Genomic DNA, 18,631 nt, shown 5'->3' with positions numbered 1-18,631 from the left:
AACCCCACCAAGAAAAAATAGAACCAATTGTAGAAGAAGTTTCTGAAATAAGAAAAAAATAAAGAAGCAATGTTTAATTTAAGGCAATTCTATAGAATCGATTAAATCCTTAACTTAACAGCTGTGGTTTAAGCTCAATAATTTTCTAAGTATTACTTCACCACTAACTTTAAAATATGAAGATAATCTCTTTATTTGAGTATCATCCCATGTACTAATATCATCTTCTTTTATTTTTATCTCAAAAGTATTTGTAGGCACTAAAATTTCAGCTGCGACTGCATTACAAAATACTTCTGTTTTATTTTTTAACTTGAAATTATTGATATTACTGATTCCTTCTTTTTTAATAATAAGATGTACAAGTTCATGGAAAAGAGTAAATTTTTTACCATTAAGATTTTCTTTACCATTAATTCCAATTATAGGTAATTTATCATGATATAATGCATATCCTCTCATTTCATTAGGTTTTATTCCATAAAATTGAAATACTAAAATATCTAAACTTTCAATTTTTTCAATCCAATAGTCTAATGAGTTTTTCCCATTTTTTAAAGTATCAATTTTTGCTTTAGTAATTCCAAGTTTATCTCTTACATATTCTGCAAGTTCTTTAACATTTTTTTCATTAAAATTAAAATTAAAATTATGAATTTCATAATCTTCTAAATCTTCTTCAAGTATGATAAAATTTTTTCTTTTGTTTTGGGCATTAATAACTTCTTTTATTATCAATGGAGACAATTCGTTTTCTTTACTATCAACTGTTCTAAAATCAGGAGTATGATATTCCTCATAAGAAGGATTGTTTACATTGAAAAAGAACATAGGGGAGCGATTATAATAATCTGATAATTTAATTAGATTATCATGTTCTATATATCCATGTTCCTCCCAATTTTGTATTTTTTGAGAATCTACATTTAATTTTTTAGCTATATCTCTTGTGTGATAATTTGACATTTTTCTAGCCCAAGCTAACCATTTTCCATTTGTTTTTAGTTTAGTTGAACTCACTTTAACCATGTCTCCAAAGATTTTTCCAATTAATTTATAATTAGTTAGTTTAATTAGTTATTAAATATAAACTTTGACATATATATTTTTAGTGGTTATCTAAAAAAGCATTATATCATTATAAATAGCTTATTTTCTTAGAAAATAAAAAATAAGAGAATTTTAGTTATGTTATGAACTTAAATCAAAATTTTAATGAAATATTTAGGATTGTCTATAATTAAACTTGTTAATTTTAAATAGAATAAATGAATTATTATGCGAAAATTTTAGGTTGTTATATTATAAATAGCTATAATAATAAATAATTAATTAATATATAGATTTTGTAAAATCTCTGATTTTAAGAAATCAGTGTTAAATTAAAAGGTGATAAATTGAATAAAAAAACTGGAAAATTATATGGAATTGGAGTAGGACCTGGAAACACTGAATTATTAACTATTAAAGCAAATAAAATTCTAAACAACATTCCAGTAATTTGTTCACCAAAATCATCTGCTAAACGAGAAAGCATTGCCCTATCGATTGTAAAACCATTAATTGAAAATAAAATAGCTAAATCAGAAATTGAAATAATAGAACCAGTATTTCCTATGACAGAAGACAATGATGAACTTGAAAAGCATTGGAAATTAGCCGCAGATTTAATAGCTAAAAAATTAGATGGAGGTTATGATGTTGGATTTATAACATTAGGAGACCCATCAATTTTTAGTACTTTCTCATATATTCAGAAAAAATTAGAACATAGGTATGAAATTGAAATGGTTCCAGGAATAACCTCATTTACAGCATGTGCATCAAGTATTGGGAAACCATTAGTTGAAAAAGATGAAGTTTTAGTTATAGTCCCAAAAATCGATGATCGATTTGAAAATCTATTGGATAATGGAAATTCTATTGTTTTAATGAAAGCTTCCAGAAATACTAGAGAATTAGAAGAAAAAGTATTGAAACATGACAAAGAAGAAATAATTTCAGTAGAAAATGCTACACAAAAGGATGAAAAAATAATAAAAGGTTTTTCAACTGATAAACCCTATTTAACAACAACGATTATTAAATCATCTGAAAAATAAGAACATATGCTACTAATCAATGTTAAAGCAATAATAATCAATAAAAAAAGAATAATGCAGAATATTCATGGGAATTTTAATCTTTATATTTCAAAAATAAGATAACAAAATCAATATATAATTTTAGTCAATTCAACCATAAGTTAATATACAATCTAAAGGATTAATTCATTGATGGAATCTAGCTTCCACCTAATGAATTTAAACACAATCCTTTAATAACATGGGTTGTTTTTAAGATATTAACTATGTTAAATTAAGATACTATGTTAAATTAAAGTCCATTTGGATATATGGGAGTTATATAATGCTTAATTATGTAAGAGGCTCTATTTCAAATATACAGGATTCATCACCCATACAGTTACAGTTGACTTCAACTACATCAACTTCTTTCTTCAAATAGCTAGTAAATAAAGCGTTTAACATTCCACTATTTACAAGACAGGCTGGTTTACCTGTTTTTGGAAGTAACGTGCATTCAAAACATTCATCTTTTTTTACAGTGATCTTTTCTCCATTAACTGAGAAAGATAAATCGCCTAAACTATTTTCTTTCCAGAAATTAGTTAAATTTGCGATGAATTCATCAAAATCATCTGCTTTTAGAGTATCATATATAGAGTAACCTATTTTAACACCAGTAGCATACAATAAAGGATCTATATTGATTCCTTCTTGAATAAGTGTTGATCTTAGTGTATGGAACCCTAATTTTGAAAAGTCTAAATTCTCGCCTGTGTCAACTAAATTCTCAATCAAATAATTAGTTTTCTGTTCTTCTAGTTCCACAGGTTCTGGAGGTTTAATTTCACCTAAAAATCGGGAATTAATGTAAAAAATCTTTTTTCTTTGATCTTCAGGATTAATTTTAAAAGAAATTACTCCATCGTTTCGTAAAGCTTTAAGATGAACTGAAACTGTTGACTTGGATTTTCCAATGTTTCTAACAATTTCATCAAATTCCATTTCACTTTCTTTAAGCATAGAAAGAATCATGAGCTTTACTGGACTTTTAACAACGTTAACGCCTGATCCCCAAGACCCTGTTGAGAATATTTTTATTGGTTTTTGTTTTTTTAATTCTTTTATATCAGTAGATTTCATGTTTATGCACCATCTTATGAAACCATTAATTAATAACAACTATGTACTAACAATAGTAATAAATAGAGCATAGCAGTAATACAAGTAGTAGTAACTACTGTATTAACAACTACAGTAATAAATAATAGCTAATTTATAAATGACAACTTTTTAAGAGTTATTATAATAGTTATTCAGATTATTCACAGAACATGTAACTTAGTAATAATTAATATAATAACATTAATATTACTAACATATCCATAACTTGAACAACAAGCTATAAATTTTAATAAAGTTTTTTCATTATTGTAACAATATGATTTATTATAATAACTATTATATAAAATTATCAAATTTAGTTAAATTAAAAGATAATTCTAAATTTAGTTAAGATTTATGATACTAATACATTATAATTTGTATTACAATGTATATATTTTATAGAAATTAAATTTTTGAATAATATGATAGATATAAATGTTTATATTAAAAACGGGTATACAATATTTCATACCATATACATTATTATAATTAATTATTAAACTAATAATCAACATATTTGTATAATAACTAATTAGTACAGCGGATTATAGTACATGAACAATTAATATATTATGTAATCATCAAACAACATTTTCAAAATCTTAAAACTTCTATTTATTCTATTATTAAATTTCATTATATAAAAGAGTATCATTTGAAATTGAAATCATACGAAAATATTAAAATATATAATTAATTCATAGTGTAGAATAAATAATATAGATATATTGACCTATTTAACTAAACACTATTATTATAATTGATAATATTTCATATATATACTTTACAGTTTATAGAAAATTATGAGAAACCAATAATAACCAATGAAACTTATACAAAAAATGAGAGTAAATTTAAGAATGTAAACTATTTTAAACAGATATAAATAATTTAGTTCGTAATTTAGTTCGTAGTTAACTATTTAAGCAATAATTTAGAATATAAATATTGCAATTAACCAATTAGTTAATAGGAGAATATAATTATGTCAGTTAAAAATACACATAAAATAGGCGTTACTAAAGATACAGTTGTTGAAAAAGAAGTACAAGCTAACTTTACAGGTGAAACCCAAGAAGTGGGAATATATTTAGCTATGGCAAGACAAGCTACAAGAGAAGGATTACCAGAAATTGCCGAAGTTTTAAAAAGGTTAGCATATGAAGAAGCTGAACATGCTGCAAGATTTGCTGAATTAAATGGTATAATCAAACCAACCTTAAAAGAAAACCTAGAAATAATGCTTGAAGGCGAACAAAACGCAAATAAAGAGAAAAAAGCAGCAAGCGAAAAATCCAAAGAAGCAAACTTAGAAGACCCTGCTGATTTCTTCAACGAAAGCTCAAAAGATGAAGGACGTCATGCAAAAGCATTAGAAGGGATTTTAAAAAGATATTTCTAAATAAATTAAATAATTTTCCTTATTACTTATATTTTTACATTTTAAATTCAATAAATAGCTATTTTTAAATTTACAATACCAATATATAATTTACTTGTAAGATTGTAATAAAATATATTTAATACTTTTTTAAATATTATTAATACTATAATATATGGTGATGAAATGGTGAGTATGAAATTATGAAAATAGCTATTATAAGAGATAACGTCTATGGAACTTCAACATACTATAAATTAAACTTACCTTTTAACTGTGAAGATATACAAATAATATCTCCAAAAGAGAGATTTGTAGAGGAAATTAATTTAGATAAAAACCTTATTAAAAAATTAAAAAAGTTTGATATTTTAATAATGTATGTAAAACATCAAGATATGGCACTTGAAATAGTTGATAGCTTAAAAAATAAAAATTTATTAATATTAATTGGTATATGGAATGGTTTAGGATTTAAAAAACAGATAACTAAATATGAGAATGTTTTTATTTTAAATAAAATTGGAATTAGGATTAAAAATGATCTAAAATATGAAAAACTGTTACATATACTTAAAAAAGCAAAAGTTAGAAAAAGTTGTCAAGGAGAGCATTTTATTGAATTATAATAAGAAATAGTAATAATATACTTAAAAATAATAATAATTAAAGTAATATAATAATTAAAGTAATAATATACTTAAAAATAATAATAATTAAAGTAATAACATCAAAAAATGAAACAAATATGAATATAATTATCTAGATTAATAATTATTTTTTAAATAAATCCATAAACAATATTAATTACTATAATAGCTATTAAAAGAGACGAAATAACATTCATAAATATGTTAACATATTTTTCTGGTAATTTCCATCCTAGCAGATCTCTTAATAAGTGACCACCATCTAATCCTCTTATTGGAAGGAGATTAAATAAACCAACTGAGAAATTCAACATAAAGATCCATTGGAATAGTTCAAGTAAATAAAACCAGATCCATGGGATTTGATTTCCCCAAATATCAGTTGTACTCTTTTTAACTTGATAATTTTTTGATGACATAACTCCCATATATCCTCTTGAAGAATTTTGAGGATTTTTTCCAGTTTTTACAATATAATTACCCTGATCTGTTGATATATCCAAATTTTGATTAGGCTTTACATTGGAAAGTGTGTTCATATAGATCTCACTATCTGAAATATTTACTCCATTAATTGCCTTAATAATCATTCCAGACTCTAAAATATTCTTTGAAGGAGAATTATCTAAAACTTCATTTATTTTTACACCATCTTCTTGAAATGTTCCTGTAATTGCTACATTTGAAATAAGTAATGTAATAACTATTGCAATGAGAGCTAAGGACATGTTAGCTACTGATCCTGCAGCAAAAACTCTCATTCTTGAAGTTCGTGGAGCTTTTTTTAATTCCTCATCATTAGGCTCTACAAATGCACCAGGTAAAATCGCGAACATGAATAATCCAATAGATTTTACATTTATTTTTTCAGTTATCGCAAGAATTCCATGGGAAAATTCATGTATAATAAGTACAGTTGCAAGTCCAATAATCCCATAACCAAATGGCACGAATATTGGAGATCCAGGTATTTGAACTCCAGGAATAACGATAGAAACTGAAGGATTTGTTGCTATTGTTGAAAGAGATGTAATAATAAAGTAAAGTATTACAACCATACCAATAAATGATACAACAATCCCAACATTCATAAACCATTTCCAGAATCTTGGAGAAATGTTAGCTAACCTCTTAACAAAACCTGTGAGTCGTGTAGTTTTCCACATTAAAGTAGGAAACTTAACGTCCACCCCATATTTCTCAATTCGCTTTTTAAATATTAAAGCAATAACCCAAATAGCCACAAAAGCTATTAAATAATAATATATTCCATTCATTTTTTTAACACACTCATAAAAAGATGATTTTTCATTTAATATTAATTTAATTATTTAATTGTTTTATCTTATTTAATTGTTTTATCTTATTTTAATTCTTAATTTTTTGTTTTAAATAAATTGTAAATATCTTTAAATAAATGTATGCCATTTACAAGTCTAGTTAAGACTGACAAATGCTTGACGAATTTAGTTAATTTTAAAAACTTTAGGAATTTCAGCCCTCTAAGGAAACTAATAGGTATTAAATTTATTATTAGAAATATTATATTCTTAACTAATGCCCAATCCAACTTTTTATCTTTATAAATGTCAATACATGTATCTACAAAAAATGATAATAATGATAATAGTGATAATAATATCATGTAACCAATAATCATGCCTAAATTATCTGTTATAAAACTATGAGTATACCTAGAAAATCATCATAAACATCAACAAATGTTAGCATAAAATAAACTCATCCCAATTATTTATTGATTGCATATAATTAACATTAAGTTTTATTATTTATATTATTATTTATAATTGCCTTAACTAACGAATAATTTACTTTAATTTTAATATATATTATATTTTTTCTCCATTAATTGTTAAGTATTGTTAAGTCAATAGTATTAGAATCAATATTAAAAAATAGGTAAAAAGTAATAATTAAATAGTATTAATTATTTATTAAATAAAGTTTAATCAATTATTAAGTAATATCTAAATCATCAATTAAATTAAAAATTAAAGTTTAATGAATCAAAAAAGATAATATCAACTTCATCTCCTTTATAAATACCTTCTTGGTTTTCATCAATTATTAAATAGCTATTTGCTTCTACCATAGACCTTATAATTCCTGAACCTTTGTTAAGAGCATGTTTAACAGTGTTATCACTAGTAAATGCTCTTACATAATCAGTTCTTCCTAGATTAGATGGTATTTTAACACCTGAAGTTCCTTTAATTATTTTATAGGAGAAGTCTATGTTTTGCATTTTAAATAGATAGTGTCTAAGAAAAATATCAAATTGTGCCATCGCTGCAACAGGATATCCTGAAAGCATGAATATTGGAGTTTCATTTATCATTCCAAAGCCTATAGGTTTACCTGGTCTAATAGCTACGCCATGAAACATTACTTCTCCGATAGCATCTACTGCATCAACTACAACATCACCTTTACTAATAGCTGTTCCTCCAGTTGTAATTAAAAGATCATAATTATTGGATTCTTTTAAAAGAAGATCTTTAACATCTTCAAAATCATCACGAGCATGTGTTATTTCAATATCAGCCCCTGCACTTTTTATCATTGAAGTTATTGTATATTGATTGGAATTTATGATTTGTGCTTTATCAATAGTTGGCGCAGGATCTACTAATTCATTTCCTGTAATTATTAACTTGATTTTTGGTTTTTTATAAACACTGATTTCATAAAATCCTGCAGAAGCTATTAAACCTAATTCTTGAGGTCTGAGAACAGTTTTATCCCTAACTATTATATCTCCTATTTGGATATCTTCCCCTAGTGGTGCAATGTTCTCCATAGGTGTGACTTGAGAGTGAATTTCAAGATCATCCCCATCAGATAAAGTGTATTCTTCCATTAAAACTCCTGTTGCACCATCTGGAACAGGTGATCCTGTAGCTACTTTAATAGCTTCACCTTTAGCTATTTTTTTAGTTGAATACTCTCCAGCACCAATTCTATCAATTATTTTAAGATTTATTGTGTTAGAATTTGAAGCTCCAAAAGTATCTTCAGCTATAACTGCATAACCATCCATAGCAGATTTATCAAATGGTGGAGAATTATGTAATGATTTAATTTCCTCAGCTAACACCCTTAAATAACCATCATGAAGATTAATAACTTCTTTTTTCGTGACTTTTTGATGATTATTTACAATTTCTCTTGCTTCTTTTAATGGAATAAACTTTGATAACAGCATATTATGACCCAAACAACTATATTTATTATCTTTACTGAATTCATTATGCCATGTGTTTTTCAATTACATCATAATAGCTATCTTTTAATGTGTTGATTGACAATTTAGCTATTTCTATATCTTTTTCTTTGAAGATAAGGTCAGTTCCTTTAACCTCACCAATACATGCTCCAAGTGATCCTAATTTTTCCATAACACTATCGAATACATTTGATTTTACAGTTATTAAAAATCTTCCTTGTGATTCTGAAAATAGCTTGTTAATTGGACTTATTTCTGTGTCTATTGGAATATTTGAAATATCTACTTCTGCCCCTATATTTCCACTTAATACCATTTCAGATAAAGCAATAGCTATTCCTCCTGCAGATAAATCGTGAATAGCTGTTATACTATCACAATTATCATTAGAATCATTATTTATGAGTTCCAATATCATCTTAGAAGATTCTATTTCCTTATTTATCCTTATCTTTGGAGCCTTTCCTTGCTCAAGATTATGAATTGTTCTATGATATTCAGAGCCATCTAGTTCATCATATGTTTTACCAATAAGGATTATTTTATCTCCCTCTTCCTTAAAGTCCATTGTTCTAATATTGTTTATATCCATTACTCCAACTACTCCTACAACAGGCGAAGGATTGATTTTAATCCCTTCAGTTTCATTATAAAAACTTACATTTCCACTGATAATTGGAGTTTTAAATTTACTTGCTAAATCTGACATTCCTCTTATACATTCCTTAAATTGCCACAATATTTCTGGTGTTTCTGGATTTCCAAAGTTTAGACAATCAACAACTGCATAAGGTGAAGCCCCCATTGAAACTACATTACGAATAGCTTCAGCTACAGAGTTTGCTCCGCCATCATATGGAGATAGTTTTGTGTAAATACTGTTACAATCGCAACTTAAAGCAATAGCTGTCTTATCATCGATTTTAAGAACTGCTGCATCATCACCTGGCTTTACAACTGTTCTAATTTGAACTTCATGGTCATACTGTTTGTAAACCCACTTTTTACTAGCTATATTTGGTGATGATAAAATATTTAATATAGTTTCAGCTATTGGAGTGTCTTCCACTTTAATATATCTTTTAGAACTTGTTGGCTCTTTTGTTGGTCTATTTAAATGTGGAGGATCTGCAAGTAAGTTTGCAGGTAAATCTGCAATAGGTTTTCCATTATCTAAAATGACCATATTATCAGAATCTACTACTTCTCCAATCACTGCTGATGGAATTTCGTATTTTTCACATATTTCAGTAGCTATTTCAACATGTTTAGGATTCATTACAAATATCATTCTCTCTTGAGATTCTGAAAGCATTATTTCATATGGTGTCATTTCAGATTCCCTAAGTGGAATATTTTCAAGTTTGACTGATGCACCATTTCCACATTTATCAACTAATTCACTGATACAACAAGTTAAACCACCACCACCTAAATCTTTAACACCTGAAACATTTATTGTGTCTAAAATTTTAAGAGATGCTTCAAGAACTTTTTTCTTGGTAAATGGATCTGCTACTTGAACCGCAGGTTTATCTTCAATCTCTGATTTAGATGTTAGCTCTTCTGAAGCAAATGTCACTCCATGTATACCATCACGACCTGTTGTTCCTCCCATAAGGAAGAATATATCCCCTACATTTGGAGCTATTCCTTTTACAATATCCTTTTTTGGAACAAGCCCTGCACACATTACATTAACTAATGGATTTGCTTTAAAAGAATCATCAAATTCAACTTCTCCTCCAACTGTTGGAACACCTACACGATTTCCGTAATCAGAAATCCCCTTAACAACGTGTTCAAATAAGTATCGTGATTTTTCATCCTCAAGTGAGCCAAAACGTATAGAATCCAAAAGTGCTATTGGCATTGCTCCCATTGATATAATATCTCTAAGTATTCCACCAATACCTGTTCCAGATCCCCCATAAGGTTCAATAGCTGATGGATGATTATGACTTTCAATTCCAACAGCTAATGCAAGATCATCAGTAATAGAAACCATTCCAGCATCGTCTCCAGGACCCATAATTATGTTTTCACCTTCAGTTGGAAACATACCTAAAAAAGGTCTACTACTTTTATAAGAACAATGCTCTGAAAACATAACATCGAGCATGCCCTCTTCCAATGCATTAGGCTCCCTATTAATTTTTTCTCTTATATAATCCATTTCAGAATCCATTAAAGTCATTATAACACCGATTAAAATATTGGACACAAAAATTGGGAAATTTTTTATTCATTTAAAATCAGAGATTTTCAATGTTAGAAAATCTTCGATTTTTTAAAATTGCAGATTTTAAAAGCTAGAGAAAAGATTTTATCTTTTTTCCTGTTTTTATCTTTTTTCGTTTCTTAAATTTCCAATTCAGCGAATAAATATAAATATTAAATTTTATAAATATTAAATTTTAAAAAATATAAAATATTAAAATTTTAGTTATGATTATCTTATTTATATGATTTTAGTTTTATTATATTTAATCATTAAATAATATTTATTCATTAAATAATAATATTATATTATTATTACAAAATAGTAATTTAGTATTAACCATAATTATTAATTTAAATATAATATAAATATGTTTTAGTTTGTTTTAATTTATTTTAATTTATTTTAGAGATTTTTATTCCTTAGATTTTTTAATAGGCTGACGGATAATTGTTTTAAGTTTTTCTTCCTCAGTACGTCGTTTATCACTTAAATATATTTCATGATGTTTACCATTGAATTCATACTTATGTTTTATAATATCTTGATGTATTTTATCAACTACTGGTCCTTCTTCACTATATGAACCAATGTATAATATTTGAGCAGATAATCCTTCTTCAATTTCTCTAAATTCTATTTTCTCTAATGATGGCAAATCCTTTTTCTTTGAAGTTTCTTCAATTCCTTGTTTTATATGGTCTAATTTTACAAAATTAGGTTGCATGATTAAACTTGTCCATTTCCAATTGGATTTATCATTCATTGAGAAATTTTCTAAATTATCTCCATACCAAAGACCTTCTAAAGGCATGACAACATAGTCTTTCTTATGTTCTTTTTTCATTATAAATTTTGTTTTAAAAGAGACACTCATTAATGCTTCAATTGAGTCCTTATATTCTTGTGAAGTATTAGGATCACCCTTACCATCAATAGCTAAATAATTTAACTTTGGAACTTCTACATAGGATATTTTATTAGGTGGTAATTTATATAATTCTTTAAATTCTTTTTTCAAATCGATTTTTATCATTTTGTTACCATTATTCTTTATTTCAATCATATATAATGTTTATAGTGTTTTTAGTACTTAATATTCTCTTTTATTGATATCAACTACTAAAGACACTTGATAAATAATTATTATGTTTATTTAAAATAATGTTTATTTAAAATATGTCTTTTCAGCTAAATTAAATTTCTAATTATTTATTTAATATTTATTATTTAATATTTGATAAAAATATTATCAATGTAAATTAAAAATATTGATAAATTATAAAATTAATATATATTTTATATAGTAGCACTAATTTATATGATAAAAATATTATATTAATAAAAATAATATAAATTTCTTATTTCTAAATTAAGTCAAGGGTAAAATTTAACATTATAATAAAATAAATGATAAATTATTTAATCTTAAATCATTTTAATTAAAAAATTTAATGTTTATAGTTTAAGAAAGTTTATCATTATTTCTAATCTAATTTTATTTACTCTTAATTGACAATAGTAAAAGACGACAGTTTCAAGTGTAATATTTTTCATATACTAAAATTTAAGAATACAATAGCTAAAAATGACAAGGATAATAAGTTATTAAACAAGGAAGTACTGTTTCAAATGTAACATTAAATAGCTATTAAAAATTAATAATGCCTAAACAAATGTAAATAAATTTTAATAATATTAAACACTGTTTACAAATAGTTCAATTAAAATACTTAAAAACAGCTATTGTTTAACTGAATAAATGGAATATTTTCCTTTTTGATTATTAATTTTATAAAAAATAATAAAAAAGTAATAAAAAAGTAATAAAAAAACACCAAAAACTTTGTAGTACTATTTCAATTGAAAAATCTAATTTTTATGAAAATATAGATATGAATAATATATTAATGAACATACTGCTAAATAACCAAGACAAAATAATATAAAAATTAATTATGTGAATATATAATTAATTATCTAAAACACTAATTTAATAATATATTATTAACAAATATAATAAGTGGTTAAAATTATAGGTGATTATGAATTTGTTATATATAAATAGCTATTTAGTATATGTGATTAGTAATATATGGAAATCGATGAACTAAATGAATCTATAAGTTAAAGATTAAATAGAATTAACTATCAAATGTTAACTTTAAGAAATTTAAAAAATAAGATTAATTTAATAAGAATAATATGAATTAATAATACTAATTTAAATAATTAAAGTGAATTAGATAATTCTATTTATAAGATTTTTAAGATATTTTAATGGAGAAATTAAATGTACGAAATTGGTGAAGCCCTTATAGGGGATGGAAATGAATTAGCTCATGTTGATTTAATAATAGGAACTAAAGATAGTCCTGCAGGAACTGCTTTTGCAAACGGTATGAGTCAGCTATCAATAGGACACACTCCTGTACTTTCAGTTATTAGACCCAACTTAATGACAAAACCAGCTACTTTAATAGTACCTAAGGTAACTGTTGGAAATTTAGATGATGCAAGTAAGATTTTTGGACCAGCACAGACTGCTGTAGGAAGAGCAGTAGCAGATGCAGTAGATGAAGGAATAATTCCAAAAAAAGATATAGAAGATCTTGTAATTATCGCAAGTGTATTTATACACCCTGAAGCTAAAGATTACAGGAAAATATACCAATATAATTATGGAGCTACAAAGTTAGCTATTAAAAGAGCACTGAAAAAATACCCAAGTATTAAAAAGGTATTAGCTGAAAAAGACCGTGGAACACACCCAATTATGGGATTCCGTGTTACAAAATTATGGAAACCACCATATTTACAAGTAGCACTTGATTTAGATAATGTTGATGTGATGGAGAGAATTATTGAAGCAACCCCAGATAGAGAAAGAATATTACTTGAAGCTGGAACACCACTAATTAAAAAATTCGGTGTTGGAATTGTAAGTAAAATAAGAGAACTCCGTCCAGATGCATTTATAATAGCTGATCTTAAAACATTAGATGTTGGAAGAATTGAAGTTAAAATGGCAGCAGATGAAACAGCAGATGCTGTAGCTATTTCAGGTCTTGGAACCCTTGAATCAATTGAAAAAGCTATTCATGAAACTCAAAGACAAGGCATCTACTCAATCCTTGATATGATGAATGTGAAAAACTTTGAAGAAAAATTAAGAGAAATAAACCCTGAATTAAAACCAAACATAGTGTTATTACACAGAAATGTAGACTCTGAAACTTCAAAAACAGAAAAAGGAGAAAGCACAGCAAATATGACAGATTGGGGCAACATAAAAGCTATAAAAGAGATACTAGGAAAAGGATTAGTAGCTGTAGCAGGTGGAATAACTCCATCCAACATGGAAGAAGCTTTAGACAGTGAAGCAGACATCATAATAGCTGGAAGATATATAACAAGCTCAAGAAATGTTACAAGGGCTGTAGAAGACTTTTTAGCACACATGCCGCAAGACCCTGATAATATGAGATTACCTCTTGATGAAGATGAATCTGTATAGTCCTAGTCTTATAATAAACGAAATAAAATTAATTTAAGACACTGATTTCGCAAAATAGAAAATTTTGCAAAATCTCTCCCATATATACTTAATCAGATTAACATCTTCTAATGGTGAGAATTGAGAAAATTTTTATTTTCTCAATTCAGTGTCTAAATATTAATTGAAATAATGAAAACAGTGAATTAAGGTGAATTAAGTAATTACATAGCAGTGTATAATGTATCCTCAAGAAGTCCTGTGTCACATTGTAGAGATATTATATTTGTTCGTCCTTTTCCACGACCTCTTGAGATTGTGTTTGTTGAAATTATTCCAAGCATTTCTAATTCGTTTATGAAATCAAAGATACGTCTATATGAAACTGAATCTCCTTTTGAAACAACTTTATATGCATCATAAAGCTTTCCTGATGTGATTTCTTCATTGGAGTTAGTTAACTTAAGAATAGCTTCAAGAACTCGTTGCTGTTGAGCAGGTAAAGTCATTATAACATCTGTAACCATGTTATGTTCAATTCTATCTTTTGCATGTCTAACATGAGTGCCCTTAACTACATTTTCCTCATTTTCATCTGCTATTTCACCTGATGTTCTAAGTAAATCTAATGCATACCTTGCATCCCCTTCTTCTTTTGCTGCCATAGCAGAGCACAATGGAATAACATCATCATCTACTACATCATCATTAAAAGATAAGTTTGCTCTTTCTTCAAGAATGTCAATTAACTGCTGAGCATTGTAAGGAGGAAATACAATTTCTCTATCTCTTAAACTACTTAAAACCCGTGGTGTTATGAACTTTTTAAAATCAACATAATTACTGATAGATAAAATAGACACATTATCTGTTCTAGTTAAAGTATAAAGAATACCATCTCCGTCTTTCTTAAGTAAAATGTCTATTTCATCTAAAACAACGATTAAGATCATATTTTGACCAAAAGCATTCTTTTTAAATATATTTCTGAATGTGTTTAATACTTCTGCTTTGGTCCATCCTCTGTAAGGTACTTCACGACCCATTTGTTGGCATAATCTTGCTATAACTTGATACTCCGTTGTGTAATCTGTACACCTAATATATTCTGTACGTATATATACATCCTTATTACCAGATGCTTCTTTTAATTGTTTCATTGCAAATTTAGCCGCGGCAGTTTTGCCAGTTCCTGTTTTACCGTAGATAGTTATATCAGATGGTGCATTATTATTTAATGCTTCAATCCAGTATTTTGCAATTGATTTTATCTGATCCTTTCTGTGTGGTAAACGTTCTGGCAAAAATTTATGATCAAGAAACTTTTTATTTTTAAAAATAGATCTTTGTCCTATTAAATCGTCAAACATGTTTCCCATAGTTATCACTTAAAGCATATAATTGATAATTTATACTTGAAGTAAATCAAAAAATTGAATACTTAAAGAAAAATAATTCCTATTTCAATGAAATGTTGTACTTCAAGTGTAATATTGGAATAAGAAATAAATAAATATATTTATTAAACTTCACTGAATATAGTAATACTTCCATTAAAATTGAATTAAAAAACAGAAGATAAAATAGCTAAAACGATCATATCAAGTGTAAAATAGCTAAATTATTATAAAACAAATATAAAATTGCATAATAGCTGATTAAAAATTAAAATATTGAATAAATTAGATAAAAATAAAAAATAAAATTAATTAAAGAATTACACTACTATTGAAAACTTAGCTATTTAAAGAAAGAACACAGTGACGATTTATCATAAGTTCAATGTATCTCAATATAACATTAAATGAAAAAACTATATGAAAAATAGATGTTAAAACTTTTTATAATTTTCATTTAAAGATTTATATTAAAGAGGATGAGACATCAATTGCAAGTGCAAAAAATTTTTTCAGATAAAAAATAGTACAAAGAGAGAACAATTTCCACTGTAAAAATGAAACAGAAATGCGAAAAAAATTTCCAGACATACACTGCAAGTGTAAAATTCAAGATAATAAAAAAAGTGTAAAATATAAATAAATATGAAATAAACTTGAATAATTTATGACACTTATAAAGATGGTATGAAGATAGTATGAGACATGTATTTCTACTGAAAGTTAAACACCGAAGGTGTGCAAAAAAATTTCAAGTCATCTATTGCAAGTGTAAAACATTAGTAGATAACATTAAAATAATAAATTAATATAAATCAATGAAACTTTTAATAAATTTAATTAAAATTAAATGAAAATTCTACATAAAAATTACTACAATTAAGATATTAATAATTATTTTATAAAATGTAATACAGAAAATTTAAACATACATTGCAAGTGTAAAATCATTAGAAATTATAATAAAAAAATAGCTATTAAATTAGTATAAATTATTTAAAAATAAAAATAAACTTAAATAAACCGTTATTAATTAAATTAATAATAATAAATTAGTAATAAACAAATAAATTAAATATATAAGGTTAAATTATAAAAAATAAAATTTTAATGAGTCTAATTTAAAATTAAAACTTTTTTAAAAATTATTAATAGAAAATAAGACTTAAACTGCGAGTAATACACTTGCAATATACGTCTCAAGTCATACAAGACCTTCGCACAAATACTTCAATTGAAATCTATGTCTCTCTCTTTATTTTACATGAAAAACATATAAACATTCAAAAAATTTACACAAGAATCATGAATAAAAGATGAAAAAATCACATTAAAACATAGTCAAAGAAAAAGTCAGGAAGGCGTATATAATAAAGAAAAGGAAAAATAACAGCTAAAATATCTATTAAGAAAATTTAAAAAATTGAAAATTTTTTTGATTTATAATCTTTGCCTTTCAAATCTTTTATTTTCCTAAAATAAGCTATCTTGAGGGGTATACTAATTGTAGATGAAAAATATTCTTAAATTTTTATTATAGTATCTAATTACTTCTTGATACTAATTAATATTATTACTATTATATTATTTTTATTAATATATTATATTATTATACATTATTATTATATATTTATTATATATTTATTATATATTTTTTATTAATATACTATTATTACTCATATTTATTAACTATTTATATCTAATAGTTTCATTTACTAATTACTACTTAAAATAATTAGAATATTTTAACTTTTTACAGTAGAAATCATAGTCTAAATTTTTCAATTAAAGAAATATTTTTATTTCTTATTTACAAAAAATTTTTACATTAGAAATAGTACTAAGTTAATTTTTTAATTATTATTACACTAGAAATAGTACTTCTTAAGCAAATTAAAAAGTCAATTATATTTTTTATACTAACTAAATTTAAAAACATACATTTCAAGTATAAATTTATAATCATAAATATCTCCATAAATCTCCACAAATACTTTTATTCTATTAAAGTTTTAAATAATCTTAAACTTCAAAGTGGTTAAAAAAAGAGACCAAAAAATAAAATTTTAAACAGTTTAAAAATTAGAAAGCCAAAAAATAGAAGTGATATTTAATTAAAATATTTTTTTCATTCTCTTTTAAGTGTTTTACACTCGAAAGAAAAGTATTTATAATTAACTCAAAGGAGGATGTTAGTTTTAGTTATGTATTAATATGTATTAATTAAATTTTTAATAGGTCATATTTCATCAATGGTTTTTTCAATAAGTAACATACATTGGAGTTTAGCTCTAAAAATTTTTTTTATTTTAGGAGATTATCCATAATTAAAATAAAGGTTTATGATTGTTGGATATGGTTTTAGATGTTTTTTAGTTTTTGTTTTAGTTTTTTAGTCTATTTTTTGTGTTTTAGTTTTAAACTTTTTTAATGTGTTTTTTATGATTTGAGGATTTTATTTGATTGTTTTTCTTTTGATTTGTTTTTTCTGTTGTTTTTTTCTATTTTTGGTCTAGTGTTTGGGTGATTTTAGTGTAAGGATGTTTGAATTCCTTTTTTTCTCTCTAATTTTTTGAAGTGGAAGCTCGATTGTATATGCTTCTTTTCATGTTATAACTTTTTTTAATGAAAAAGTATATAGTATTATTAAGAAAATTATGAATATTGTTTAATTAATTACTAATGTTTTAGTATTAAGTTTTAACAATGCTTTGTATTTTTAATATTTATTATTTTTAATTATTTTTTTTTCTTAATTATTTTTTTTAGGAGGTTGAAAAAAATGGCTGTTGAATCTATTGAGGATTTAGGTATAACTATTGAAAAGTTAAAGAAATTTGGGAGAGAATCTCGTGATTTTATAACTGTATTGTCTTCATTTGATAATAAGTGTGTTCAGGATTTAATCAATGAATTAAATGGGGAATTTAAATCTGAAAAAGGAAGAAAAGCTATTTCACGTTTATTACTTTTAGGAGCGATTAGTTACGGAATTTTAGTTGATGA

12 protein-coding genes are annotated in these 18,631 nt (G+C 25.3%); 5 read left to right on the top strand and 7 right to left on the bottom strand.

What is annotated here, in order from left to right; translation table 11 throughout:
* Positions 1–114: 114 nt before the first annotated feature.
* A complete protein-coding gene (locus MBFIL_RS06635; protein ID WP_066972824.1) occupies positions 115–1,029 on the bottom strand; it encodes an ImmA/IrrE family metallo-endopeptidase in 915 nt (304 codons plus the stop codon).
* A gap of 368 nt (positions 1,030–1,397) precedes the next feature.
* Here MBFIL_RS06635 and cobI point away from each other — a divergent pair, with 368 nt between their 5' ends.
* Positions 1,398–2,102 carry a precorrin-2 C(20)-methyltransferase gene (gene cobI, locus MBFIL_RS06630; RefSeq protein WP_066972822.1) on the top strand — a complete coding sequence of 235 codons (705 nt, stop codon included), beginning with the start codon at positions 1,398–1,400 and terminating at the stop codon, positions 2,100–2,102.
* A gap of 315 nt (positions 2,103–2,417) precedes the next feature.
* Here the strand turns inward: cobI and MBFIL_RS06625 are convergent, their stop codons facing one another.
* Positions 2,418–3,209, bottom strand: coding sequence for a V4R domain-containing protein (locus tag MBFIL_RS06625; protein ID WP_066972819.1), 792 nt, complete (start codon positions 3,207–3,209; stop codon positions 2,418–2,420).
* A gap of 1,009 nt (positions 3,210–4,218) precedes the next feature.
* Here MBFIL_RS06625 and MBFIL_RS06620 point away from each other — a divergent pair.
* Positions 4,219–4,635 (top strand): ferritin-like domain-containing protein, encoded by a 417-nt coding sequence (locus tag MBFIL_RS06620; protein WP_211261732.1) that lies wholly within the window; start codon positions 4,219–4,221, stop codon positions 4,633–4,635.
* A gap of 182 nt (positions 4,636–4,817) precedes the next feature.
* A complete protein-coding gene (locus MBFIL_RS06615; RefSeq protein ID WP_066972814.1) occupies positions 4,818–5,243 on the top strand; it encodes a DUF166 family protein in 426 nt (141 codons plus the stop codon).
* Between the two features lie 152 nt (positions 5,244–5,395).
* Here MBFIL_RS06615 and MBFIL_RS06610 read toward each other — a convergent pair whose 3' ends face one another.
* The 4 genes from MBFIL_RS06610 to MBFIL_RS06595 all read right to left on the bottom strand — a co-directional run bounded on the left by MBFIL_RS06610 (position 5,396) and on the right by MBFIL_RS06595 (position 11,798).
* Positions 5,396–6,541: a site-2 protease family protein gene (locus tag MBFIL_RS06610; RefSeq protein WP_066972812.1), complete on the bottom strand. Its 1,146-nt coding sequence runs from the start codon at positions 6,539–6,541 to the stop codon at positions 5,396–5,398.
* A gap of 728 nt (positions 6,542–7,269) precedes the next feature.
* Positions 7,270–8,490, bottom strand: coding sequence for a molybdopterin molybdotransferase MoeA (locus MBFIL_RS06605; protein WP_066972827.1), 1,221 nt, complete (start codon positions 8,488–8,490; stop codon positions 7,270–7,272).
* Between the two features lie 43 nt (positions 8,491–8,533).
* Entirely contained in the window at positions 8,534–10,708 is a 2,175-nt protein-coding gene (gene purL / locus MBFIL_RS06600) for a phosphoribosylformylglycinamidine synthase subunit PurL (RefSeq protein ID WP_066972810.1), read from the bottom strand.
* A gap of 439 nt (positions 10,709–11,147) precedes the next feature.
* On the bottom strand, positions 11,148–11,798 hold the full coding sequence (locus MBFIL_RS06595) for a GyrI-like domain-containing protein (protein WP_245637471.1): 651 nt from the start codon (positions 11,796–11,798) through the stop codon (positions 11,148–11,150).
* A gap of 1,227 nt (positions 11,799–13,025) precedes the next feature.
* Between MBFIL_RS06595 and MBFIL_RS06590 the strand changes: the two genes are divergently transcribed.
* The gene (locus MBFIL_RS06590; protein WP_066972809.1) at positions 13,026–14,249 is read left to right on the top strand and encodes a bifunctional 5,6,7,8-tetrahydromethanopterin hydro-lyase/3-hexulose-6-phosphate synthase; all 1,224 of its coding nucleotides are present in this window, start codon (positions 13,026–13,028) and stop codon (positions 14,247–14,249) included.
* A gap of 203 nt (positions 14,250–14,452) precedes the next feature.
* Here MBFIL_RS06590 and MBFIL_RS06585 read toward each other — a convergent pair whose 3' ends face one another.
* Positions 14,453–15,607 carry an orc1/cdc6 family replication initiation protein gene (locus tag MBFIL_RS06585; protein WP_066972806.1) on the bottom strand — a complete coding sequence of 385 codons (1,155 nt, stop codon included), beginning with the start codon at positions 15,605–15,607 and terminating at the stop codon, positions 14,453–14,455.
* Positions 15,608–18,407: 2,800 nt separating this feature from the next.
* Between MBFIL_RS06585 and MBFIL_RS06580 the strand changes: the two genes are divergently transcribed.
* Positions 18,408–18,631, top strand: a 224-nt coding sequence (locus MBFIL_RS06580) for a hypothetical protein (protein WP_157078710.1), incomplete at its 3' end; no start/stop codon positions are given.

Source organism: Methanobrevibacter filiformis (assembly GCF_001639265.1).
GTDB classification, from domain to species: Archaea; Methanobacteriota; Methanobacteria; order Methanobacteriales; family Methanobacteriaceae; genus Methanacia; species Methanacia filiformis.
This window is presented reverse-complemented; position numbering and strand designations above follow the sequence as displayed.